Origin of the sequence: Mycobacterium kansasii ATCC 12478 (assembly GCF_000157895.3) — a bacterium.
Taxonomy (GTDB): Bacteria; Actinomycetota; Actinomycetes; order Mycobacteriales; family Mycobacteriaceae; genus Mycobacterium; species Mycobacterium kansasii.
The window spans coordinates 4574571-4597915 of the sequence record NC_022663.1 but is presented as its reverse complement, the minus strand read 5'-3'; the positions used below and the strand labels follow the sequence as shown (position 1 = coordinate 4597915).

The following is a 23345-nucleotide window of genomic DNA, read 5'->3' as shown; positions in this document are numbered from 1 at the left end:
CCATGCCCGAGGGTGACACCGTCTGGCATACGGCAGTCGTATTGCGGCAACAGCTGGCCGGCCGGACGCTGACCCGCTGCGATATCCGGGTGCCGCGGTTTGCCGCAGTCGACCTCAGCGGGCACATGGTCGACGAGGTGCTCAGTCGGGGTAAGCATCTGTTCATCAGAGTCGGCGGAGTCAGCATTCACTCCCATTTGAAGATGGACGGCAGCTGGCGAGTTGCCGAGCACTCGGTGCGGGTGGATCATCGGGCGCGAATCGTCTTGGAGGCAGACAACATTCGGGCGGTCGGTGTCGACCTGGGCGTGCTGGAGCTGCTGGACCATGACAACGACGGCGCCGTCGTCGCGCATCTGGGACCCGACCTTTTGGGCGAGGATTGGGATGCTGCGGTTGCGGCCGCCAATCTGGCCGCCGATCCGGACCGGCCCATCGCCGAGGCGCTGCTCGATCAGCGTGTACTGGCCGGGATCGGCAATGTCTACTGCAACGAGCTGTGTTTCGTCAGTGGACATCTGCCGACGGCGCCGGTCAGCGCCATCGCCGATCCACAGCGCCTAGCCACTCGTGCGCGAACGATGCTGTGGGCCAACCGTTTTCGCTGGAGTCGCTGCACCACCGGCGACACCCGGGCCGGTCGGCGGCTGTGGGTCTACGGACGCGCCGGGGAGCCTTGCCGGCGCTGTGGAACCTGCATCGAGTGCCTCCACGCCGGTGCCGGCGCCGGGCGAGTCCAGTTTTGGTGCCCTACCTGCCAGCACTGACCTAATCCAGGCCGTGCCAAGAGAACTGCACAATGGCCTGCGACCCGTCGGAAGCGCGCGGTAGCCCCGACGGTCGCCTGTGTAGATGGTGCGTGCCGCCCGGCCAGGCAGCTCATCGCGACCAACACCCACCGCGGGCCGGCCCAGCGGCGCCTGCCCGCAGCCTAGGTGAGGAAGGGGTTGAGAACCGGCGGGATGATCTGGTTGCCGGTCACGCCGGTGAGCCGGACCCAGATCTGTGCGGGGATGTTAAGCGACTGGTAGACGCCGGCGCCGAGCCATGAGACGGGTAGCTGTAACAAACTGGGCACCGCATCGACGATGTTTTGTATCGGGGAGTACACCAGGTAGGGAATCGTGGCCGCCACCGTGCGCGACCCCAGGCTCAGGGTGGTCGCGATATCGGGATACCCCTGTCCGGCGAAATCGGCGCTGAGCACACTGAACAAGTTGGGGCCGGGATCAACGTAAGTGCCGTCGAAGTTGGCGGATGTCAGCGGCGCACCCTGCATATACGGCAGCGGCGGAATGCCGAATTGATCCATGATCGTCGGCGTCGTGCTGACGATTTGCCACGAGTTATTGATATAGCCGTCTCTCACATCATTGAAGGCCTGATCGAAGATGAGGAATGTCGCTGTCTCACGGGGTGATTGGAAGCCATGCGTGATGCTGAAATTTTGAGGCCCGATTTCACCATGATCGGTAACGACGAGCGTGGAGAACTGCTCGGTGGGGTTTGCGACCTCCCAGTCGGCTACCGCCCCCAACAGGCCTGAACCGCCCATACTTGTAGGAAGTTGCCGACCGAGGTTGTAGTCCATGTTTCGAATGGCCTCTTGGTACTGCGGCGAATCACCGCCGTACATGTGCGCGTTTTCATCGACACCTATGAAGTAGGAGAAGATGAGATTGCCCTTGTTTGGATCGGCGGCCAGAATCGCGGCCTGCGATTTCTGGCCGACCAGGTTCTGCGTCGCTATCCAGTTCGTGTCTCCCGGGATCTGCGGGACGAATTCGATATGGTCGGCGGGGTGCGAGCCGGCGCCGGCGATGTCGGTGATGACGGGCCAGTTCGCGATGACCGTGGTGTTGACCTGATCGCCCCAAGTGCCCTCGAGCTGGTTGTACACCGTCGACCAGGTGTCGTAAGTCCACGGGGTGAAGACATTGTTGGTCACGCCGGCCGTCTCGCTCCAGACACCGGTCTGGATGGTCGTCCACGAGGGGTTGGAGACGCTGGTGTGCCCGACGATCGTCGAAGCGGAGGTGACGCTTTGCGCCATCAACGTGTGGAAGTTCGGGGTGCCGGCGGGGTCGGCCAGGATCGCGGCCAGATTCGTGCCGTCCGTCCCGATCAACAGGAAATTCGCGTCTGGTGCCATCGAAAGCAGAGCAAGGGCCTGTGCTTGAGACACCGACAGGACTGCTGGATGCTCCCCGACGCTGCCGGTGGCTCCCGGGGCGCCGAACAAGGACAACGCGCTCCCGCCCAACCCACCGGTCCCGGCGGGGATAGGTCCAAGTCCGACCCCGCCGGTGCCGCCGGCCCCGCCGTTGCCCAGCAGCCAGCCGCCCATGCCGCCGGTTCCGCCTCCGATACCGCCGGTGCCGCCGACTCCACCGTTACCGATCAACCCGGCACTGCCGCCGGTCCCTCCCCGCTGACCCACCGGACCCGACCCGCCCGCACCGCCGTTGCCCCACAGAATCCCGCCGGCCCCACCGGGTTGCCCGGTGCCGGGCATTGCGTCAACCCCGTCGCCGATCAATGGACGCCCCAACAGGAAGTTCGTGGGCGCATTGATCGCACCGAAGATGTCTTTAGCGAGGGTCTGCAGCGGGTTGACATTGGCCGCCTCCGCGGCCGCATATGCCCCGCTGGCGGCACTCAAAGCCTGCACAAATTGCTCATGAAACGCCGCCGCCTGCGCGCCGAGCGCCTGGTATTCCTTGGCGTGGCCGGAAAACAGCGAGGAAATCGCCGCCGATACTTCGTCAGCAGCAGCAGCCATCAGCGCGCTGGTCGGCGCCAGTGCGGCCAGGTTCGCGGCCCGCACCGAGGAGGCGATACCCGCCACATCTACGGCTGCTGTCGTCAACACGTCCGGTGCGGCGATGAGATACGACATTGTGGCCTCCAACCCGGAAACGTGTTGACCATCGGAAGATGTGGTGCTGCTCATAATTGCACGATTCCGGCACTTTTCCGAGTACTATTCCGCGGCGGCTGGCGTGGCACTGTTGCTGAAGTCCTTGCAGGCCTTGCTCCTGCAGTTCCCGATCGTGTTGGGTTGTGCCGCAGGAACATCCAATGATGGCGTGGCCACCGAGGTGGGCGTCTGGCGGCCGAGAGCAGGTGGGTGGCGGCAACCGTACGCCGCAGTTCATCGGCGACGTGCGCGAACGCCTCACCTCATATCGTCAACGAATTCCTGACACAGGACACTCAGCAACCCTTAGGCCCGGCCGTGCGACACAAAGAACTGCACGATGGCTGGTGACCCATCGAAGGCGCGCGTGGTGGGGCCGACGATCGTCTTGGGCAGATATTGCTTGCCGCCGGGCCAGGTGTGCCCGCCGTTGTCGATTCGATAGAAGACCACTTCGGTCCCGGCCACACATGACCGCGAGTCATAACGGCGTACCACCGTTCCATCGCCGACGTTGGGCAGTTCGTCCATCGTGGGATCGCCCTGACATCCGTCCACCGCGCGCCACCGGTCGACCATGCTGGCAGCCGAGATGGCTTGGCTGGTACCGCCGCGGCCGCGCACTTTCCCGCCGTTGAACGGCACCACCGGATCGGCGGTGCCGTGCGCTTCCATCACCGAGACCGGCCGCGACGGATTGCAGGCCACACCCACGCCCAGCGTGCCGGCGATCGGCGCGATCGCGGCGAACACATCGGCGCGGTCGCAGGCCAACCGGTTGGACATGAATCCTCCGTTGGACATTCCGGTGGCAAAGACGTGGCCGGCGGGAACCGAAAACTCGCTTTGCAGCTTGCCCACCAGCGCGACCAGAAAGCCGACGTCGTCGAGATGGCGGCGGTCCGCCGGCGAGGCTCCCCGTCCGTCGGCCCAGCTCTTGTCGTAGCCGTCGGGATAGACCACCAGCAGGTTGTTGGCGTCGGCAACGGAGTCGAAGGCTGAAAGACTCTGCTGTCCGGCGCCGGTGCCACCACCGCCGTGCAGGTTGAGCACCAACCCCACCGGCGCGCCCGGCGGCGTATGCACGATATAGGTTCGCTTCAGGCCGCCGAACTGTAGTGTTCCGGCCTGATCTCGAGAACGTGCCGCCGACACGCGCTGTTCTCCGCAGCCGGCCAGGCATGCCACGAGAACGAACGACAAGAACCATCGCGCCCACGGCATGACGGCCAAGTTACCGACCGCCGCCGCGTTACGGTCGGCGACCTCGGGAATTCACACGGTCACCGAGGCGCCGCGCTCCAACTCGATGATTCGGTCGGCCAGACCCCGGTGTGTCATCTCGCGGACGAAGTCGGCCCGCGGCGACGCGAAGACACCGTAGTCGTCGATGTGGATGGGGATCGCCTTCGGCAACTCGAGCAACTGCACCAATCCCGTGCCCTGGCGTCCGTCCATCGTCACGGTCAGGCCGAAGGGCAGCCGGAAGTTCGGATCGGTCAGCACCGTCAAGCCACCCGCGGCGATCAAAGTGGTGGCGTTGCCGACGAATGTGACAGTGATTGCCGCGACTTCCAATGCCTTCCCGAATTCCATGACCTGCAGCCCACGCGCGTGCATTGCGGCTCGACTGGGGCCTCGGTGCGCTTCGACATCGCCCAGTGTGCCGGGTTTTGCGACGCGGCCGATGCCAACCGTTTCGAAGTATTGCCGGTGATACGGTCCGATCAGCCCGCCGACGGCGGTCGCGGCACCACGGTGCCCTTGAGCTCCAAACCGTATTCGAGGTCCTCGTACTTCGGTTGCTTCCTCTTCCGCCACCCACTGCCCGCCGAAATCGGGGGCGGCATCAGCGGCGGGAGCATCGGGAATCCGGAATCCCCGGCGGGCAGTGGCGACACCGCCGAGGCCAGCTGCACAGGCGTGTGAGAAGCGGTCAACAGCCCGACTACCGCGGGCGGCGCGGTCAAGTTGCCCATCGACACCCCGACGCCCAACGCTGCCGCGGGTGCTTCCGCTGCCCCCAGTGCTCCGGCCGCGCTGGAAAAATTAGCCGCCGACATTCCCAGCGCCGATTCGCCCTCCGATAGGCCCTCGGCGATGTCAGGTGCCACCGACTGCAGTGCCTGGGCTGACGTGTTTTGCGCCAGGTAGCTGAGCAGGTTGATGGGAAACCCGGACGAAATGAACTGGTTGGCATACGTATTCGCCAACCCGAACCAGCCGCTGTTGGGGTCGAAGCTGACACCAAACGCCCGCAAAACCGCATCTACCGGAGAGGCGGCGGCTGGCGCCGCAGCGGCGGGCGCAGCGCCTGCTGGTGCCGCAGCGGCGGCTGTCGCCAGCTTGGCTTGAGCAGCCACTCCCCCGGGAGCCGCGATGGCTGGCGGCGAAACGAACTGGGGTAGCACCAGAGCTTGCGCCGTGGCCGCATACCGGTACATGGCCGCGGCATTACTGACCCACATGGTGTGGTACTGGGTCTCGGTATCGGCGATTGCCGCGAGGTTTCTACCGAATCCGTTGGTGACCAACAGTTTTGCCAACTGGGTCCGGTTGGCGCTGACCTCGGAGGGATGAACGATCGCCGATAGCGCGGAGTCGAATGCTGCCGCTGCAACCTGGGCCGAGGAGCCCAGCTGCCGGCACTGCTGTGCGGTGACACGCAGCCAGGCGAGGTATGGGCCGATGGCCTCGATCATTGCCCGCGAGGATGGGCCCTGCCAGGAGCCGGTCAACGTAGACAGCACCGGGGCATACGCGCCGGCAGACTCTTCCACATCGGCGCCGAGCCGCTGCCACGCGTCGGAGGCCTCGAGCAGTGACTGCGGGCCAGGTCCCGAATGGATTAGCGCCGAGGTGATCTCGGGCGGCAGGTCTATGAAATACATGACATCTCACATTGACTAAGCGGGGTGATTGGATGCGACGTCGCCCTGGTCAAGGCAGGAAATCGCTGGTCGGTTGGGGGTCGCCGTTCTGGGTGCGGGCCCTGTTCCCCCCGCCGGTAGGAAGGACCACCGATCACGAGACGGCCCTGACCGCCGTCGACAGTCGAGTCTTGAGCTCGTCGGGAACGGGGACATATCCGCTGTCCTGCAGACCACGCTGGCCGGCATCGATAACACTTTGCAAAAACGCCCTTACGGCGATACCGACCTGGGCATCGGGATACTTCGAGCACACGATCTCGTATGTCGCCAATACGATCGGGTAGGAGCCGGGCAAGTTCGGCCGGTAGAACGAGATGGTGTCGAATGCGAGGTCGTTGCCTTCCCCGATGAACCAGGCAGCCGAAATCGTTTTGCCCACCGAGGTTGCGCTGATCGCCACCGGATCCGGACCGGCCGACGTGATGATCTCGGCCATGTCCAGGTGTTGTGCTTGCGCGAACGACCATTCGACGTAGGTGATAGATCCTTCGGTGCGACCGACCGCCGCAGCAGCGCCGTCATTGCCTTTGACGCCCTCGCCGACGCCGCCGTAGAACTGCCTCCCCGCACCCCGGCCCCATGCGCCATGTGAAGCGGTATCGAGGTACCTCTGGAAGTTGTCGGTGGTGCCGGACTCGTCGCTGCGGAACACGACACGAATTGGTTCATCCGGCAGGGTGACGCCAGGGTTCAGCGCCTGGATCGCAGGATCGTTCCAGGCCACGATGCCGCCATTGAAGATCCTGGCCGCGGTCGAACCGTCGAGGGCCAACGACGGCCGGCCGTTGACGCGGTAGGCGATCGCGATGGGCCCGAACACGACCGGCAAGTTCCACGCGGGCGAGCCACACCGCCGCTCAGCGCTGGCATACTCGTCCTTGTTCAGTGGTGAATCGGAGCTGCCGAAATCGGTTTGATTGCCCGTGAACTCGCTAATGCCGGCACCGGAACCGTTGGGCGTGTACGTCACGGACTGCCCTGGGCAGGCGCGTTCGAAATCCTTGGCAAATCGCGCCATCGCGTATTCCTGAGCGGTAGAGCCACTTGCCTTCAGCGTTGGCCTACCGCCGCAATCGACATTCCCCGACGGCGTTACTGTTACTGCGCCCGTTCCGAAGGCACTGCCGTGGCCGTCACATGCCGTCAACATCACGGCAAAGACGAGGCTGCTCAGCGTGATCCAGAATCGGTTGCCCCGCAGCGAAACTGATTCGGATGACACAAAAGAGACATACGTGGCCGACCAAACTGCGGTCCGCCAAACTGCCGTCTTCCCCGCAGCCATGAGGCATGGTAACCATATCGGTCAAGATTTTTCGTGCCCAAACATACCAGGGCACAGTTTGATTCACGATTTCACCGACAGTTTCCACCCGATATACGGTTGCGTCATGCCAGCGCCATCACCGATGGTGAGGCTTTGCTCAGGCTTTACCGACAATTGAACAACAATGGCTGCGGCTGTTGGACCGACGAGGGCCGGGTCAGACCATCGCAAACCCGGCTAAGGGGCCGGCCGCCGCGAGGCGTTCGCAGGTCCGATCACGGGGTGAAATGATCACAACGCGCGGGCGTGGCATGCGCCAGATTTGTCAGCGGGGAGGTTTCCAGCGATGGCGACCAGCCTGTTGCGCTCGCGCAGAACCGCCCGAAGATCACGATCGGTAGGCCTTGTCGTGATCACCGGACTGCTTGGTCTGGCGGTCGTGGCGATCCCGACGGCCAAAGCCGACGGGATCGATGACGCATTCCTCAATGCAGTGAAGGCCAAAGGCATCAACTTCGCGTCACCGCAGGCCGCTATCTTGGTCGGCCATCAGGTTTGCGACGAACTCGATCTCGGACGGCATAAGGCCGACATCGCCAATGACCTGGCCAAAGGCGGCAATCTGGACGGCTATCGCGCGGGGTATTTCGTGGGCCTGAGCGTCGCCGCGTATTGCCCCAGACATCACCACTCGTCGACCTGACTCGGTCGTTTCTCCGAGTCCTGCCCGGGTCAGCCCGCCGCACCCTGTCCGACGGCCTGCACCGAGGCGTGCTCGTGCAACGCCTTCTCCGCATCGGGATGAACGGGCTTGAGGTCGAAGATCACCTCTTTGACGGTTCCGGTGAACGTGTACGGCGCCTTGTCTTCGTAGTCGCGGTCGACCACCAGCCCGTTGTCGCGGCCGATGTCCATCCCGGCGTAGGACGTAAATGACAGACTCACCGTTTGGGGCAGCCGACCCTCGCCGATCAAACGGTCGTCGGCCCACAGCGTCACCTTGCCGCCGGAGCCCACCACGGGCTGCTCGGTTTCGAAGAGCATCCGCGCCGTGACGTCGCCGGTGGGCAGCGGCTCCGTCGATACCTGTCGATACGTCTCGACGCCGAGGAAGGAGTAGGTGTGATGCAGCCGCTGGTGCTCGTCGACCCAGAGCGCGAACCCGCCCATGAAGTCGGCATTGGCGACGATCACGCCCTGCGCGCCGTGGTCCGGGATGTGCAGCCGTCCCTCGATCGCGTAGGAGCGGCCGAAGATGCGCGGGACCATGCCGCGCTGGATGTTCTGCACGTCTCCCTGGAAGGCGAAGCGGGTGGTGGTGGGCAGTGGCGGCAAGACACCGAACATCACGGCCAGCCCGCCCAGCAACGGCAGCACCCGGTTGCGTTCGGCTTCCTGCCACCACAGCTGCTGTAGTTCGGCCAGCTTGTCCGGATGCTCGGCCGCCAGGTTGTTGGCTTGGGAGAAGTCGTCGGGCAGGTAATACAGCTCCCAGGTGTCCAGGTCCGGGTCGTAATTCCCGGGCGCGAAGCGCTGCATCGTCTGCGGTGACAGGTCCCACGGCGCCCGGTCTAGCCGGGCACACGCCCACCAGCCGTCCCGGTAAATGGCGCGGCTGCCGAAGTTTTCGAAGTACTGCACGGTGTGGCGCTCTTCGGCGGCCGGGGCGTCGAAGGTGTGCAGGAAACTCGTTCCGTCCATCGGCTCCTGCTCGACACCGTCGACACTGGTCGGCTCCGGTAAACCGATGGCCGCCAACACCGTTGGTGCGATGTCAATACAGTGGGTGAACTGGCCGCGAACCTGGCCGTCGGGCCGGATCCGGGCCGGCCAGGCCACCACCATCGGGTCGCGGGTACCACCGAGGTGGCTGGCCATCTGCTTACCCCATTGGAACGGCGTGTTGTTGGCGTGCGCCCAGCCACTCGCGAAATGCGGTGCGGTGAACTCGTCGCCGAGAGCTTCGATGCCGCCGTATTGCTCGATGAGCGCCAGCTGCTGATCGGCGTCGAGATCCAGGCCGTTGAGGAACGTCATCTCGTTGAACGAGCCGGTGTTGGTGCCCTCCATGCTGGCACCGTTGTCGCCCCAGATGTAGAAGACCAGCGTGTTGTCGGCCTCGCCGAGATCCTCGATGGCATCCAGCAGCCGCCCGACGTTCCAGTCCGCGTTTTCGGAGAACCCGGCGAACACCTCCATCTGCCGGGCGTAGAGCTTCTTCTGGGTGTCCGACAGGCTGTCCCACGCCGGGAACAGGTCGGGCCGCTCGGTCAGTTCGGTGTCCGCAGGAATGATCCCCAGCTGTTTCTGTCGTTCAAAAGTCTTCTGCCGGTAAACATCCCAGCCCTCGTCGAACTGCCCGCGGTATTTGTCGGCCCACTCCTTGAATACGTGATGCGGTGCGTGCGTGGCGCCGGTCGAGTAGTACAGCAGCCACGGCTTGGTGGCGTTCTGGGCCCGTACCGTGTGCAGCCATTCGACGGCCTTGTCGGTGAGATCGTCGGGGAAGAAGTAGGGGCGGCCGTCTTCTTCGGCTGGACCCTTGGGAATACCGAGGACCGAATTGTCCTGCGTGATGATCGGGTCGTACTGGCCCGCGGCGCCGCTGGGGAAACCCCAGAAATGGTCGAATCCCCAACCCAGCGGCCAGTTGTCGAACGGCCCGGATGCTCCCTGAACGTTGTCCGGAGTCAGATGCCACTTGCCGAATGCCGCGGTCACATAGCCGTTGTCACGCAGGATCCGGGGCAGCGCGGCACAACTCTGCGGCTTGACCGTCGAATAACCGGGAAACGGACCTGGGAATTCACACACCGATCCAAATCCCACCCGGTGATGGTTGCGCCCGGTCAGCAGCGCCGAGCGGGTCGGCGAGCACACCGCGGTGACATGGAAACGGTTGTAGGCCAACCCGTTCTGCGCCACCCGCGACAGTGTCGGCGTTCGGATGCCGCCGCCGAAGGTGTCCGGTCCGCCGAACCCGGCGTCGTCGATCAGCACGATCAAGACATTGGGCGCATTGTCCGGCGCGCTCGGGCCGGGGACTATCGTCCAGTCGCCGACGGACTCTGCCATGGTGCGACCGATCGTGCCGCCGAAGCTGCGCTGCGGTATCGGCAGCTTCGTACGGTCGGGATTGAACTTGCCCATCGCTTCTTGCAGTGCTGCGCCCAGGCTTCGTAATGTCGAATGACTGAGTTCTGCAACCGATTTCATCGGCGAACCGGCCAGGGTCTGCTCCACCGGCAGCCGGCCCGGCGCCGGTGTCACGACGATGATGACGGCACTTCCCGCCGACAGCGCCTGCCCGATCTTGTCGGCCAACCCGCTCTTGATCCGATGGTGGGCGAAGGTGCCGGCCACTGCTCCGGTCGCGGCGCCCACCAACCCAGCGGCCAGCAGCGCCGGCGAGAACAGCCCGACCGCCAAGCCGACACCCGCGCCCCATTTGGCGCCGCGGCGACCGAGACGATTCCCGGTGTCGAGCAGCACCGGATTGCCCTCGTCGTCCTTGCCGATCAGTACCGCGCCCTGCAGCGGGACCGTCTTGGCGTTGGCCCGGCCGGTGAGGTTCTCGAAATCGCTCCGGGCCGAATCAATGTCCTGATACCCGGCGACGATGACCAGTGCGTTGTCTTCACTCATGACCAGATTCCCTCTCGGCGGCTGATGAACTCACGGCGCGAGCCGGTGAGCGGATCGTCGAACTCGATGCGCTTCGCCAGCAGCTGCAGCGGCGAGCTGAAGTCACCATCAACTTCCTGGAGCACCTTGGGGTACAGGGGATCTCCCGTGATCGGCAGTCCCAGTGACGCCATATGCACCCGCAGCTGGTGGGTGCGTCCGGTACGCGGCGTCAGCCGGTACAGGCCCTGCGGTGAGATCAGCTCGACCAACGTCTCCGCGTTCGGCTCGCCGGGTTCGCACACCGCCTGCAGCTGACCGCGACGCTTGACGATGCGGCTGCGGACCACTCGCGGCAGCACCACCGCGGGGTTGACCGCCGCCCGGGCCAGGTAGGTCTTGTGCACCGCACCGCATGCGAACAGCGTCTGATAGCGGCCACGCAACTCGCGGCGGGTGGTGAACAGCAGCACCCCGGCGGTGAGCCGGTCCAGTCGATGCGCGGGGCTCAACTCGGGTAACCCGAGTTCACAGCGCAGCCGCACCAGCGCCGTCTGGGCGACGTGGCGCCCGCGCGGCATGGTCGCCAAGAAGTGCGGTTTGTCCGCGACGACGATGTCGTCGTCCTGATACAACACCGGCATCTCAAAGGGCACGGGAACTTCGTCAGGCAGATCCCGGTACAGGTGGACGAACGACCCCGGCGGCAGCACCGTATCGCGATCGATCACCGCGCCGCGGCTGTCGACCACTTCGCCGGCAAGCACCTTCCGGCCAGCCGCTGTGCCGAACCGTGCGTCAAGTTCGGCCAGCACCGGCCCGCCGTTCAGCCGCACCCGCGCGGGCCCGAGCGCGTCACGAACGCCAAGCACGCTCGCAGACTATAGACTCCGAAGCGCTCCAGTAGCGCTAACCAGCCCGATCGACTGAGACCGCTTGGTCATCCTTGCTATACGCCGATATTGCTGACGCCGACTTAGGCACTCCTTCTTCACCCGCGACGGCTCTGAAGTCGAATCCCGGCCACAACCCTCCATAGAAGCTCAGTCCCAGTAGATTGAAGCAGACAAGAATAGGCCCCAGGTAAATCGTGCACCGTAATGTTCTCCATTCCAATAAAAGTCGAACTCCTCGTATGCGGGCAAGAACTCACCGAACAGGGGCCTGAGCGGCGATGTCTGTTGCTTCGGCAGCCTCTTCCTGATTAACGTGAAGTCTGGTATGCCCGCTCGCCGAAAGCTCGAAGAGGGTTCAGAACGGCGCGGGACTCTAGCTGAACCCTCTCAATCTTCAGGCCACGACTTCGCCGAAAACATGAAGAGCCCCCAACTGAATCCTGCACCATAACTCTCCCCCGCCCATGGGAATTCGTACTCCTCGTATGCGGGGAGAAACTTGTCAAGCAAGGGCCACTGACGGCCACCCCGCATGGGGCCAAAATGCTCTGTGAACTCGGTAACGTCCATGCCCTAAATGGGTACTTCGGTCGGAGAATTGAATCTGTGCGAATTGCGCTTTACGTGCCAATACCGTGCCGACTCAATTAACCCGTCTTCATCGATAACGGCATTGAAGTCAAATCCGGGCCACAATACGCTGCTAAATTTCAAAGATGGGTCATCCTTATTCACACCCCGTAGCAAATTCTGCATATTTCCGAGGTAAGAGGCTTCATCGCCAAGAGCCTCGGCTACCCGCTTATGTATACATTCCGCATCGTCTATGGAGAGCCTGTGTTCAGCCAGTTTGGCTTGTAGCTGAGCTTGTTTGCGCGACATTGAGATCCTTAGCTTCATCGTCATAAGCAGGTAGATCTCGAAGTCAATAATCGCAGGTGTGCAGGCTGTATTCACAGCACGCATCCCCTCAGTTACCAAGGTAGGGCAGGAATTGGGCAAGGTCGCCCTTGAACACAGTAACCGATCCGTCAGGATGGACGATCATTGCTACCCCCTGGTCTAATCTCGCGGGTAAAACTGCCGTTGTTCCATCAGGGAGGTTGGCAATTCCTCCAGTTTCACCGAATGCTGGCTGAGCGGCAATCTCGGTCGCTTCGGCTGCCTGTTCCTGGTCAAGGTGCAGGAAAGTTACCTTGTCCGCCAAGGCCTGGAGCTGCCCGGAACCCTTCGGAACCGTCTTTACTTCCTCACCAATTTTCTTGGCCTGGTCGGCAATACTTGGGCTTGGGGGCGTGCCCGGTTGAGGTTGAGCGCCGGGTGTAGGTGGTTGTTGTGGTGCGGGTTGTGTCCAGTATGGATGTCGGCGCGTTTGGCGTCGTTGGCGGGCGTGTATTGTGCGTTGGCCGCATCTAATTGGCGCTCCAACTCGGCGACCACATCGAGCACGAAGAACGCCAGATGATCCTCACGAAGCCATTCCCGAACCGACGGCGGCAGCATCATCAACTGATCGACATCACCGGTACGCACATTGACAGACACCTCGAATCATCGCACTCAACACCATCTTTCACGCGAAACGCCACGCAAACAGACGTTTCGCACCAGCGATTCATGCGACACCCTCTGCTATGGCGGCACCATCAATAGCGCAGGGTACGCCGTGAGGCGCGTGATTTCCGAATGGAGGTGAGGGGTCCCCTATCTCGGCCATCGTTGTGACTAAGTGAAGCTGAGGGAAGCTGAATCTGTTGGAAATGCCCGGGTTTGGCGGCAAGCAGCCTGCCAAGGCCACGGCGATCCAGCACTGCCAGACTTACCGGGCGTCGGTCTGCGGTGAGAGGACACCGCAGGTGTTGAAGGCAATCAAGGCTCTCCGACGTCGCGCGAATTCGAGGCGCGGCGCGCGCGGTCAGAGCCAGTCGCGCCGCCGGAACGTCACATAGAGCACCACCATCAGGACGACGATCACGCTGGTGCTGACAATGAAACCCGAGACGTGGCCGAAACCGGGGTAGGGAATGTTCTGGCCGTAATAGCCCGTGATCGCGGTCGGTACGGCAATGATGGCGGCCCACCCGGTCAGCTTCTTCATGACGGTGTTCAGCCGCGCGTCCTGCAGCGACAGATTGGTTTCGAAAATGGTTGTGATCATGTCACGTAACGACTCGGTCCATTCCGATACCCGAAGCACGTGGTCATACAGGTCGGCGTAGAGCGGGTCGAGTTCTCGGGCCGCCTCGGCCTGCAAGGCGTGCAGGCGATGGTGCTGGATGGAGTTGACGACTTCGCGCATCGGCAACGCAACCCGCCGCAGGTTCACCAGGTCCCTGCGCAACTGGAAGGTCCGGCGCTGAAAGCTCGCCTGCCGCGAGTTGCCGTCGAACAACTCGTCCTCGATGTCTTCGACGCAGTCGTCGAGCGCCTCCACCGCCGCGAAATGACTGTCGACCACGACATCAAGCAACCCGTGCACCAATGCGCCGACACCGTGGCGCTGACCGCCGATTTCCCGCCATTGTCGCGTGACCTGCGCCATGTCGAAGTCCGGCGTCAGGCGCACCGTAATCAAACCCCGGGCAAGCACGAACGCCGAAATCCGGTGCATCGCCAGCATCGGCCGGGGATCGGCGCCGGCTTTGGCAACGGGGCAGACGTCGACGGCATAGACGGTGAAGAAGGTGTGGGTTTCGTACGCGGTGGCTTTGACACGTTCGGCTGCTGCCACGGCGTCTTCGACGGCCCAGGGGTTCAGGCCGAGTTCGGCCGCCAGCTCGCGCAGTGTTTCGTGGTCCGGACCGCACAAGTCGACCCACACCAAGGTGTCGTCCTCGCTGAGGTAATCGGAGATGCGGTCGAATTCGAAGTCGTCCTGTGGCTCACCGCAACGCCATACGCAACCCTGGTAACTCGGCGCGACATGCACGACGGCCATCTTGTCAGGCCACCGCCAATACCACGTGAACCCGGTACGTGAATGTCTCGTCGCGCCGGGTCATGCCGACCATTACCCACGTCTAGCCACATCGGGGCGTCAATGCCCGCTACTGCGCCGCCAAGGCGTACCTTGATTCGACATGACGCGCGCGCCGATGTGGTGAGCCAGCCGTTCACCCGAACCGGCCTTTCGTTTCTGGCCGGCTTATTCGAGAATCGGTGCGAGGTGGGTGTGAACAGACTGATCGGACCCGGTCGTCTGCCCGGTTTCGGCCTGGTGGCAGCGCCGCTGCGGGCTGCCTTGGCGGGCACCCGCAGGACCGTTGCCGCCGGCACCGCGGTCGCCGGTGCCGCCGTCGGCACCGTCCTGCTGGGTGGCGACGTGGCAGCGAGCATGGGCAGATCGTTATCCCGTGCAGCGCCGGATATTCCGGCGTTGACCCGCGCGGCGGCGGGGGTTGCGGTCGAGGCGATGGGTGGCCCGCCGGCGCGGCGCATCAGCACCAACGGTCCCCGCCACTGGATCGAGGTGCGGGGCCTCGGCTGTAAGCACAGTGCAGCGATCGCCACCGACATACTCGCGGCCGTCCGCGCAACGCCCGGTGTGCTCGAGGCCTTCCTGAACCCCACCATTGCGCGGCTGGTCGTCACCGTCGACGCCGACGGACCCTCGGTGGCGCAGCTCTGCCGGATCGTCGCCGGCGCCGAGCGCCGCCACGGGACCAGCGACACGTACCCGGCCAGTCTGCCCGGCGATGACACGCTGCTGATGGGACGGATGATCGCGGCCGCGGCCGCCACCACCGGCTTCGCCCTGTCGCTGACCGGCAGCCTGCTGCGGCTGCCCAGGTTGCCCGACCTGGTGGCCGTGCCGCCAACCCTGGCCGACCACCTGCCGCGACTGCGCCGCGAGCTGGAACGACGCCTCGGACCCGAGGGCACCGACATGTTCTTCGGCGTCGTCAACGCCACGGCGGCCGCGCTGACGCTGTCGCCGACGGCGGCGGCCGCCGAGGCCGCGACCCGCGCGATGCTGGCGGCCGAGGCCTGGACCGGCCGGCTCACCTGGCGTCGCCATGAACCTGGGCTGGGCAGCCGGCCGGTGCCTGACGACGCCGCGTCGGCACCCAGAAGCGTGCCGACTCCCGCCGACGGTCCGGCGGAACGCTACGCCAACCGCATCGGTGCGATCGGCCTCGGCGCCGCCGCCGTGGCCGGCGTGCTCTCCCGCAACCCCGACACGGCCGGCGCCGCCGCGCTGGCCGCCGTTCCGAAGCCGTTGCGCACGGTGCGGGAGGCATTCGGCTGCGCGATGAGCCGCGGCCTGGCCGCCCGCCACGACGCGCTGGTGCTGCGCCCTGGTGCCTTGCGCACACTCGACCGGGTCGACGCGATCATGATCGACCCGCGGGCGTTCTACGTTGACGAGTTGATGGTCAGTCGCATTCTGGGAGTTCAGGATTCGCAACGTACCCGAGCCTGGGAAGCGGTGCGCGCCGCACTGGACAATGGTGAGCTGAGCCCCGGATGGCACGACCTGGCCGATATCCCCGGAGCCGGCGGGGGCACCGGCCAGGCGCTGATCAGCCCGGTGCGCGATCCGTTCGCCGCGGCGGTGCTCACCGAGGCACGCCGCTCGCACCCCCGCGTCTCCTCCCTCGATGACGATGGATTGCGTTCTCTAGCACAAGGATTCGACCAGCTGTATCCGGTGGACGGGTCGGTCGACGACGCGGTGGCAGCGGCTGTCGCCGAGCTGAAGGCGGGTGGCGCCACCGTGGCGTTGCTGACCACCTCGCAGCTGAAGGCCGCGCAGCGGGCCGATGTCACGATCGGCGTGCAGCGGCAGCGGCATCCTGCGCCCTGGGGTTCCGACGTTGTCGTTACGGATCTGGCCGGCGCATGGCGGGTGCTGCATGCGCTGCCGGCCGCGCGCGCGGCTACCGACAACGCGGTTCGGCTGTCGGCCTCGGCCTCGGCGATCGGCGCCCTGATGTTGATTCCCGGCGTACCGGGCCGCAGTTCCGTCTCGGTCAACATCGGTATGGCCGCCAGCCTGTGGTTCGGATTCCGTTCGGCTGCAAAGGTTTTCCGCGATCCACTGCCCGAACCCGAAACCGTCCACGACTGGCACAGCCTGCCCGTCACCGAAGTGCGGCGGCTGCTGCCTCGCCCCGCCGACGAACACCGGGCCGAAGCAGCGTCCACCTGGTGGCAAAGCCTGCCGCCGATTCGTCTGGCACACAAGGCGAGTGTGGGATCGTGGCGACTCGTCCGCGACTTCGCGGACGAGATGCGCTCCGACCTGTCCGACCCGATCACGCCGCTGCTGGCCACGGGCGCGCTGGCCAGCGCGCTGCTCGGCTCGCCGCTGGATGCGGTTCTGGTGGCTGGCGTGCTTCTGGTCAACGCCGGGTTGTCGGCCGAACAGCAGTTGCACGCCGAACGCATCCTCAATCGGCTGCTGGCCGTACAGGATCCGTCCGCGCGCCGTCGGGTCGGCCCTCTCGACGAGCAGCGCGACGAGAAGGTGGCCGCCAAGCGGCTGCGACCGGGCGACATCATCGAAATCCATGCCGACGAGGTGGTCCCGGCCGACGCCCGGCTGCTGCAAGCATCGGACGTCGAGGTCGACGAATCCATGCTGACCGGCGAATCGCTGCCGGTGGCCAAGCAAACCGAGCCGACGCCCGGCGCCCCGCTGGCCGAACGGGACTGCATGCTGTATGCCGGCACCACGGTGGTTGCCGGCACGGCCGTGGCCGTGGTGACCGCGGTCGGTTCGCGTTCGGAGGTCCGCCGGGCACTGGCGATGGCGCCCAGGAAGTCGGCGGAGATCGGTCTGCAACGACAGTTGCGGCGCATCACCCGGCGGGCGTTGCCGTTCAGTGTCGCCGGCGGGGCGCTGGTCGGGCTGCTCAGTGTGGCGCGGGGCACGCCGTTGCGCGCGGCGGTGGGAAGCGCGGTCACGCTGATCGTCGCCGCCATTCCCGAGGGACTGACACTCGTGGTGACGCTGGCTCAGCTGGCCGCCGCGCGCCGGCTCACCGGAGAGTCGGTGCTGATCCGTAATGCCCACTGCATCGAGGCGCTGGCCCGGCTGAACGTGGTGTGCTTCGACAAGACCGGCACGCTGAGTGAGAACCGGCTCAAGGTCAAGGTCGTGCGCCCGATGACGGGTTTCACCCCCGCGCAGGTGCTGGACGCGGCGCTGAGCACCACCTATTCGAGGCACGCCCACCGCGTTGAGCATGCCACCGACGATGCGATAAACCAGGCCGCCGCCGACCCCGCGCTTCGGGGTTCGCGGCCACAACCGCGGCCGAACCGGGACGCCTTCTTGCCCTTCCAATCGGGTCGCCCGTTCGCGGCCGCTCTGGTCGGTACGCGGCTGACCCTCAAAGGCTCACCCGAGGTGCTCTCGTCGGCGCTCGCCGGGCCCAGAACCCGGATTGGCCCGTTGCGCAAGCAGATCGACGAGTTGGCGGCCAAGGGGTTGCGCGTGCTGGCGGTGGCCGAACGCCGCCTCAGCCGCGAGCAGGCCGCGGCCGCGGCGGCCGATCCCGATCTGCTGGAAAGCCTGTGCACCTCCGATCTCACCCCGATCGGTCTGCTCGGGATGGCCGACACCCCGCGGCCCACCGCCCAGGCCGTGCTGGCGGCACTTGCCGACCGCGAGATCGGTGTGCGGCTGATCACCGGCGACCACCCCACGACCGCGGCCGTGATCGCCCAGGAACTGGGCATCGACGTGACCGTCGAGCAGGTGGTCACCGGCTCCGACTGGGAAGCGATGTCCGCCGACCAGCGCGCCGAGGCGGTCGTGTCGCGGCTGGTCTTCGCGCGGATGACCCCGGAGCACAAGATCGAGGTGGTCCAGACTCTGGAACGGGCCGGGCTGGTCACGGCGATGGTCGGCGACGGCGTCAACGATGCGGCGGCGATCCGGGCGGCCAGCGTCGGCATCGGTGTGGGCGCGCGCGGCAGCGACGCAGCCCGCACGGCCGCCGATGTGGTGCTGCTCGACGGGAAGATCGAGGCACTGCTGGACGCCCTCGACGAAGGCGAGCAGCTGTGGCGCCGCGTGCATTCGGCGGTGTCGGTGCTGCTGGGCGGCAACCTCGGCGAGGTGTCCTTTGCATTGATCACCACGATCCTGACCGGGCGTTCGGTGCTCAACGCCCGCCAGATGCTGTTGGTCAACATGCTGACCGACGCGCTGCCGGCCGCCGCCCTGGCCGTGAGCCCCCAGGCGGGAACCGCCGAGGTCGACCGCGGCGAGGCGGGGATGTGGCGCGCGATCGGGATTCGTGGCGCGTCCACCACGATCGGCGCCATGCTGGCGTGGCTGCTGGCCAGCACGACCGGCACCCAGCGCCGCGCGGCGACGGTGGCGTTGATCGGGTTGGTCGGCACACAACTGGCCCAGACGCTCGCCGACTCGCACAGCGCGCTGGTGGTGCTGACCACCGTCGGGTCCTTGGGCGCGCTGGCGTTGGTGGTGACCACCCCCGGTCTCAGCCAGGTGTTCGGCTGCACCCCCGTGGGCCCGCTGGGCTGGGGTCAGGCGCTGCTGGCGGCCGCGGTGGCCGGCGGGATCTCGGCGCTGGCTCCCGACCTGCTGGTTCGCGCCTCGGAGAACGCCCGGCGGCTCATCGCCGCCACCGCAGACGGTGCGGCATCGGTCGACGCCGTTGATTCGCTCGCACGCAGGTAACCAAATGTTCGTTCAGTGGCCACCTGAAGGTGGGGTTTAACAGTCGCGAGCGGCCCGCGACCCCCCTTACCGTAGTCGCGTGGAGCGCGAAACCCGGTTACAGCTCAAGACATTTCGTCCGGTCTCGGAGCACATCGACGGCGCGTGGTGGCCGCGGTCCAGGAGCCTGGCCGACGAGCTGCCGGGCTTGGTGGCAGCGGTATCCGAACGGCTGGGACCGATCGCGATAGTGGGCTACCGCCACAACGGCTGGGACGAAACACCGTCTTCGGTTGAGATCGACGGCCACTCCGTCGAATTGCTGGGCTTCACCAGTGACGAGCCGACCAGTGTGATCCTGATCGGAGAGGACGGGCATCATGTGACGCTGCGCGTCATTTCGCCCGACGTCGGCGAGCAGAGCGGCCGACAGGCCCTCGACGACGCGCGATCATGCACCGACGGCGACGTCGCCTCCGCCAGTCGTTCCCTGGTGGCCCGATCTGTGGCCGACGTGGCAGACAAGTTGGCCCGGCACGAGGGCCGCGCCGACGAGCAGCGAACCGCACAGATCAGGCGCTGGTCTGAGGAGGCCGCTGAACAGTTCGTCGATGCACCGGTGCAGACCTTCGTCCCCATCCTGGTCGAACACATCGTCCGTAACCGGATGCTGGAATCCCGCGCGGCAACCGCGTCGCCGCTGCGCTGAATCTGACCCACAGACGCGCCCGCCGGGCGCCGAGATCGACGCCAGCGCACGAACAGATCAGCCGGTCATGAGCTGCGTGATCGCTTCGACGTCGGCCGGCCCGGGCAGGCCCCAGTCGGGCTTGTAGCCGAACAACTCGTCGACCTGCACGGTCTGCAGGTCGACGTCGAGCAGCTCGATGGTGTCCAGGGGTACCAGCGCCGGGTGGACATAGCCGCAGGCACGCGCCAGACAGAGCAGTTCGAAGCGCAGCGTGGCCAGGTAGTTGGCACAGCGCACCGACTTCAACGCCGGGTCGAGGCCGTGCTGCAGCCATGCCGATTGGGTGGCCACGCCCGACGGGCAGCGGCCGGTGTGGCAGCGCTGGGCCTGGATGCAGCCAATGGCGAACATGGCCGTGCGGCCGACGTTGACCATGTCGCAGCCCATGGCCAGGGCCAACAGCGCATTCTCCGGGATGCCGAGCTTGCCCGAGCCGATGAACACCACGTCGTGGTGCAGGCCTTCTTCGGCAAAGGCGCGGTAGACCCTGGGAAATGCCCACTTGAAGGGCAGCGCCACGTGGTCGCTGAACACCAGCGGCGCCGCGCCGGTGCCGCCCTCCCCGCCGTCGACGGTCACGAAGTCCACACCGCGTCCGGTGCGGGCCATGCGCGCGGCCAGTTGCGGCCAGAACGCCCCGTCGCCGACCGCCGACTTGATGCCCACCGGAAGACCGGTCTGCGCGGCGATGGCCTCGACGAGCTCGAGCAGCCCGTCGACGTCGTGGAATGCGGAATGCCCTGCAGGACTGCGGCAGTCCACGCCGGCCGGAACGCCGCGGATGGCCGCGATTTCCGGAGTCACCTTGCCGCCGGGGAGCATGCCGCCCAGACCCGGCTTGGCGCCCTGGCTGAGCTTGATTTCGATGGCCCTGATCGACGGGGTCGCGGCCACCCGGTCGACCAGCCGGGGCAGGCTGAATGTTCCGTCCTCGTTGCGACAGCCGAAGTACCCGGTGCCGACCTGCCAGACGAGGTCACCGCCGTTGAGGTGGTACGGCGATATCCCGCCCTCCCCCGTGGTCTGCAGCGCTCCGGCCAGGGCCACGCCCTTGTTCAGCGCGGTGACGGCCGCGCCGCTCAGGGACCCGAAGCTCATTCCGGAGACGTTGACCAACGACGACGGCCGGAAGGCCTTGGCCCGGCCCCGCGCGCCGCCGAGCACCTTGGCCGCCGGCAGCGGCACCGCCGGATCGGGGTGACCCGGGTCGCCGTCCGGGGCCGACACCGGGAACGCCGCGTGCTTGATGATCGGGTAGTTGTAGGAACGTTCGAGATCGTTGTCGCTGCCGAACCCGAAGTACCGGTTGGTCAATTTCGACGAGGTGTAGACCCAGCGCCGCTGGTCGCGGCTGAAGGGCCGCTCGGCGTTGTTGTCGGTGACGATGTACTGGCGCAGCTCCGGCCCCACCGCTTCCAGCAGGTAACGCAGGTGCCCGATGATCGGGTAGTTGCGCAAGATGGTGTGGCGGCGCTGCACCAGGTCCCAGCCGACCACCCCGGCCAGGCCCCCGCCGACGACGGCGGCCAGGGGTTTTCTCCGCGCTCTCAATTGAGTGGCACCGGTTCGAGGATCTCGGCCCGGGCTTCGGGTGCGCTGGCTCGCAACATGTCCGCCGATACGTCGTCCGGCTGGGCCTGTGACAGCACCTCGGCTTCAACGCGCGCCTTGTAGTTGGCGACCTCGCGCCCGATATCCTCGGCGGTCCAGCCCAGCACCGGTGCGATGATGTCGGCCACTTCCCGGGCGCAGTCCACGCCGCGGTGCGGATATTCGATGGAGATCCGCATGCGCCGGGCCAGGATGTCCTCCAGATGCAGGGCCGCCTCGGCGGTGACGGCATAGAGGGCTTCGACCCGCAGATAGCCGGGCGCCTCCCTGATCGGGCTGAGCAGACCGGGATCGTCGGCCGCCAACGCCAGCACCTCGTCGATCAGCGACCCGTAGCGGTCCAGCAGATGCCGCACCCGGTAGGGGTGCAGGCCGTACATCGCGCCGACGTGCTCGACCTGGTTGACCAGAGCGAAGTAGCCGTCGGCCCCCAGCAGGCTCACCTTCTGGGTGATCGACGGCGCGACCCGGGCCGGAATGAACTGCACGGCGGTGTCGATCGCGTCGGCGGCCATCACCCGGTAGGTGGTGTACTTGCCGCCGGCGATGGCCACCAGCCCCGCCGCCGGCACTGCGACGGCGTGCTCGCGCGACAGCTTGGAGGTTTCCTCGCTTTCCCCGGCCAGCAGCGGCCGCAGCCCGGCGTACACGCCGTCGATGTCGGCGTGCGTCAACGGGGTAGCCAGCACCCCGTTGACGGTGCCCAGAATGTAGTCGATGTCGACCTTGGTGGCCGCGGGATGGGCCAGGTCGAGGTTCCAGTCGGTGTCGGTGGTCCCGATGATCCAGTGGCTGCCCCACGGAATGATGAACATGACCGACTTCTCGGTGCGCAGGATCATCGCGACGTCGCTGACAATCCGGTCCCGGGGCACCACCACGTGTACCCCCTTGGACGCGCGCACCTGGAACCGTCCGCGCTGTTTGGACAACGCCTGGATCTCGTCGGTCCAGACCCCGGTCGCGTTGACCACGACGTGGCCGCGCACCTCGGTGATCGAGCCGTCCTCGGAGTCGCGCACCCGCACGCCGATCACCCGGTCGCCCTCGCGCAGCAGCGCCACCACCTGGGTGGAGCACCGCACGACGGCTCCGTAATGGGCCGCGGTGCGCGCGACCGTCATGGTATGGCGGGCATCGTCGACGACGGTGTCGTAGTAGCGGATACCGCCGATCAGCGAACTGCGCTTCAACCCCGGGCTCAATCGCAGCGCCCCGGCACGGGTCAGATGCTTTTGCGCCGGAACCGATTTGGCGCCGCCCAGCCGGTCGTAGAGGAAGATGCCCGCGGCGATGTAGGGGCGTTCCCACCAGCGCTTGGTCAGCGGGAACAAGAACGGCAACGGCTTGACCAGGTGTGGCGCCAGCCGCGTCAGCGACAGCTCCCGCTCGTAGAGGGCCTCACGCACCAGGCCGAATTCCAGTTGCTCGAGGTAACGCAACCCGCCGTGGAACATCTTCGACGAGCGGCTCGACGTGCCGGAGGCCAGGTCGCGGGCCTCGACCAGGGCCACCTTGAGACCGCGGGTGGCAGCATCCAGCGCGCACCCGGAGCCCACCACGCCGCCGCCGATGACGACCACGTCGAATTGCTCGGCACCGAGCCGCTCCCAGGCCAACGCGCGCTGCTGCGGTCCCAGCGTCCCAGCGGGCTGCTCGCCTTGCGGTGCGCTGATTGGGTTGCTCACGGAAACGGACTCCTGTCGA

15 protein-coding genes and 1 pseudogene are annotated in these 23345 nt (G+C 65.9%); 4 read left to right on the top strand and 12 right to left on the bottom strand.

Features of this window, described 5'->3' with window-relative positions; all coding sequences use genetic code 11:
• Positions 1-2 precede the first annotated feature (2 nt).
• Positions 3-767, top strand: coding sequence for an endonuclease VIII Nei2 (nei2, locus tag MKAN_RS20025; RefSeq protein WP_023371434.1), 765 nt, complete (start codon positions 3-5; stop codon positions 765-767).
• A gap of 164 nt (positions 768-931) precedes the next feature.
• On the opposite strand, the gene MKAN_RS28880 is transcribed toward nei2, so the two are convergent.
• The 5 genes and pseudogenes from MKAN_RS28880 to pstS all read right to left on the bottom strand — a co-directional run bounded on the left by MKAN_RS28880 (position 932) and on the right by pstS (position 7054).
• A complete protein-coding gene (locus MKAN_RS28880; protein ID WP_051404543.1) occupies positions 932-2899 on the bottom strand; it encodes a PE domain-containing protein in 1968 nt (655 codons plus the stop codon).
• Between the two features lie 327 nt (positions 2900-3226).
• Entirely contained in the window at positions 3227-4144 is a 918-nt protein-coding gene (locus MKAN_RS20010) for an extracellular catalytic domain type 1 short-chain-length polyhydroxyalkanoate depolymerase (RefSeq protein WP_023371432.1), read from the bottom strand.
• A gap of 51 nt (positions 4145-4195) precedes the next feature.
• A pseudogene (locus MKAN_RS30690) lies at positions 4196-4405 on the bottom strand (MBL fold metallo-hydrolase); the annotation flags it as partial.
• A gap of 242 nt (positions 4406-4647) precedes the next feature.
• Entirely contained in the window at positions 4648-5811 is a 1164-nt protein-coding gene (locus MKAN_RS20000) for a PPE family protein (protein WP_023371428.1), read from the bottom strand.
• Positions 5812-5944: 133 nt separating this feature from the next.
• Entirely contained in the window at positions 5945-7054 is a 1110-nt protein-coding gene (gene pstS, locus MKAN_RS19995) for a phosphate ABC transporter substrate-binding protein PstS (RefSeq protein WP_036391675.1), read from the bottom strand.
• Between the two features lie 412 nt (positions 7055-7466).
• Between pstS and MKAN_RS19990 the strand changes: the two genes are divergently transcribed.
• Positions 7467-7823, top strand: a complete 357-nt coding sequence (locus MKAN_RS19990; protein WP_023371424.1) for a DUF732 domain-containing protein — start codon at positions 7467-7469, stop codon at positions 7821-7823.
• 29 nt (positions 7824-7852) lie between these two features.
• Here MKAN_RS19990 and MKAN_RS19985 read toward each other — a convergent pair whose 3' ends face one another.
• From MKAN_RS19985 to MKAN_RS19965, 5 genes are all read right to left on the bottom strand, one after another.
• Positions 7853-10765 (bottom strand): sulfatase-like hydrolase/transferase, encoded by a 2913-nt coding sequence (locus MKAN_RS19985; protein WP_023371422.1) that lies wholly within the window; start codon positions 10763-10765, stop codon positions 7853-7855.
• Positions 10762-11616, bottom strand: a complete 855-nt coding sequence (locus tag MKAN_RS19980; protein WP_023371420.1) for an RluA family pseudouridine synthase — start codon at positions 11614-11616, stop codon at positions 10762-10764. The genes MKAN_RS19985 and MKAN_RS19980 overlap by 4 nt, the downstream gene beginning before the upstream one ends.
• Positions 11617-12610: 994 nt before the next feature.
• Positions 12611-12847 (bottom strand): hypothetical protein, encoded by a 237-nt coding sequence (locus MKAN_RS30685; RefSeq protein ID WP_129111629.1) that lies wholly within the window; start codon positions 12845-12847, stop codon positions 12611-12613.
• Between the two features lie 35 nt (positions 12848-12882).
• Positions 12883-13185 carry a hypothetical protein gene (locus MKAN_RS19970; RefSeq protein ID WP_023371416.1) on the bottom strand — a complete coding sequence of 101 codons (303 nt, stop codon included), beginning with the start codon at positions 13183-13185 and terminating at the stop codon, positions 12883-12885.
• 370 nt (positions 13186-13555) lie between these two features.
• Positions 13556-14578, bottom strand: coding sequence for a magnesium transporter CorA family protein (locus tag MKAN_RS19965; protein WP_023371414.1), 1023 nt, complete (start codon positions 14576-14578; stop codon positions 13556-13558).
• A gap of 396 nt (positions 14579-14974) precedes the next feature.
• On the opposite strand from MKAN_RS19965, the gene MKAN_RS19960 reads away from it, so the two are divergent.
• Entirely contained in the window at positions 14975-19297 is a 4323-nt protein-coding gene (locus MKAN_RS19960; RefSeq protein WP_103797894.1) for a cation-translocating P-type ATPase, read from the top strand.
• 79 nt (positions 19298-19376) lie between these two features.
• On the top strand, positions 19377-19985 hold the full coding sequence (locus MKAN_RS19955) for a DUF5994 family protein (RefSeq protein WP_023371411.1): 609 nt from the start codon (positions 19377-19379) through the stop codon (positions 19983-19985).
• A 57-nt stretch (positions 19986-20042) separates the two neighbouring features.
• Here MKAN_RS19955 and MKAN_RS19950 read toward each other — a convergent pair whose 3' ends face one another.
• Complete coding sequence (locus MKAN_RS19950; RefSeq protein ID WP_036391117.1) at positions 20043-21578, bottom strand: FMN-binding glutamate synthase family protein; 1536 nt, start codon at positions 21576-21578, stop codon at positions 20043-20045.
• On the bottom strand, positions 21575-23326 hold the full coding sequence (locus MKAN_RS19945) for a glycerol-3-phosphate dehydrogenase/oxidase (protein ID WP_023371407.1): 1752 nt from the start codon (positions 23324-23326) through the stop codon (positions 21575-21577). The genes MKAN_RS19950 and MKAN_RS19945 overlap by 4 nt, the downstream gene beginning before the upstream one ends.
• Between the last annotated feature and the right edge of the window lie 19 nt (positions 23327-23345).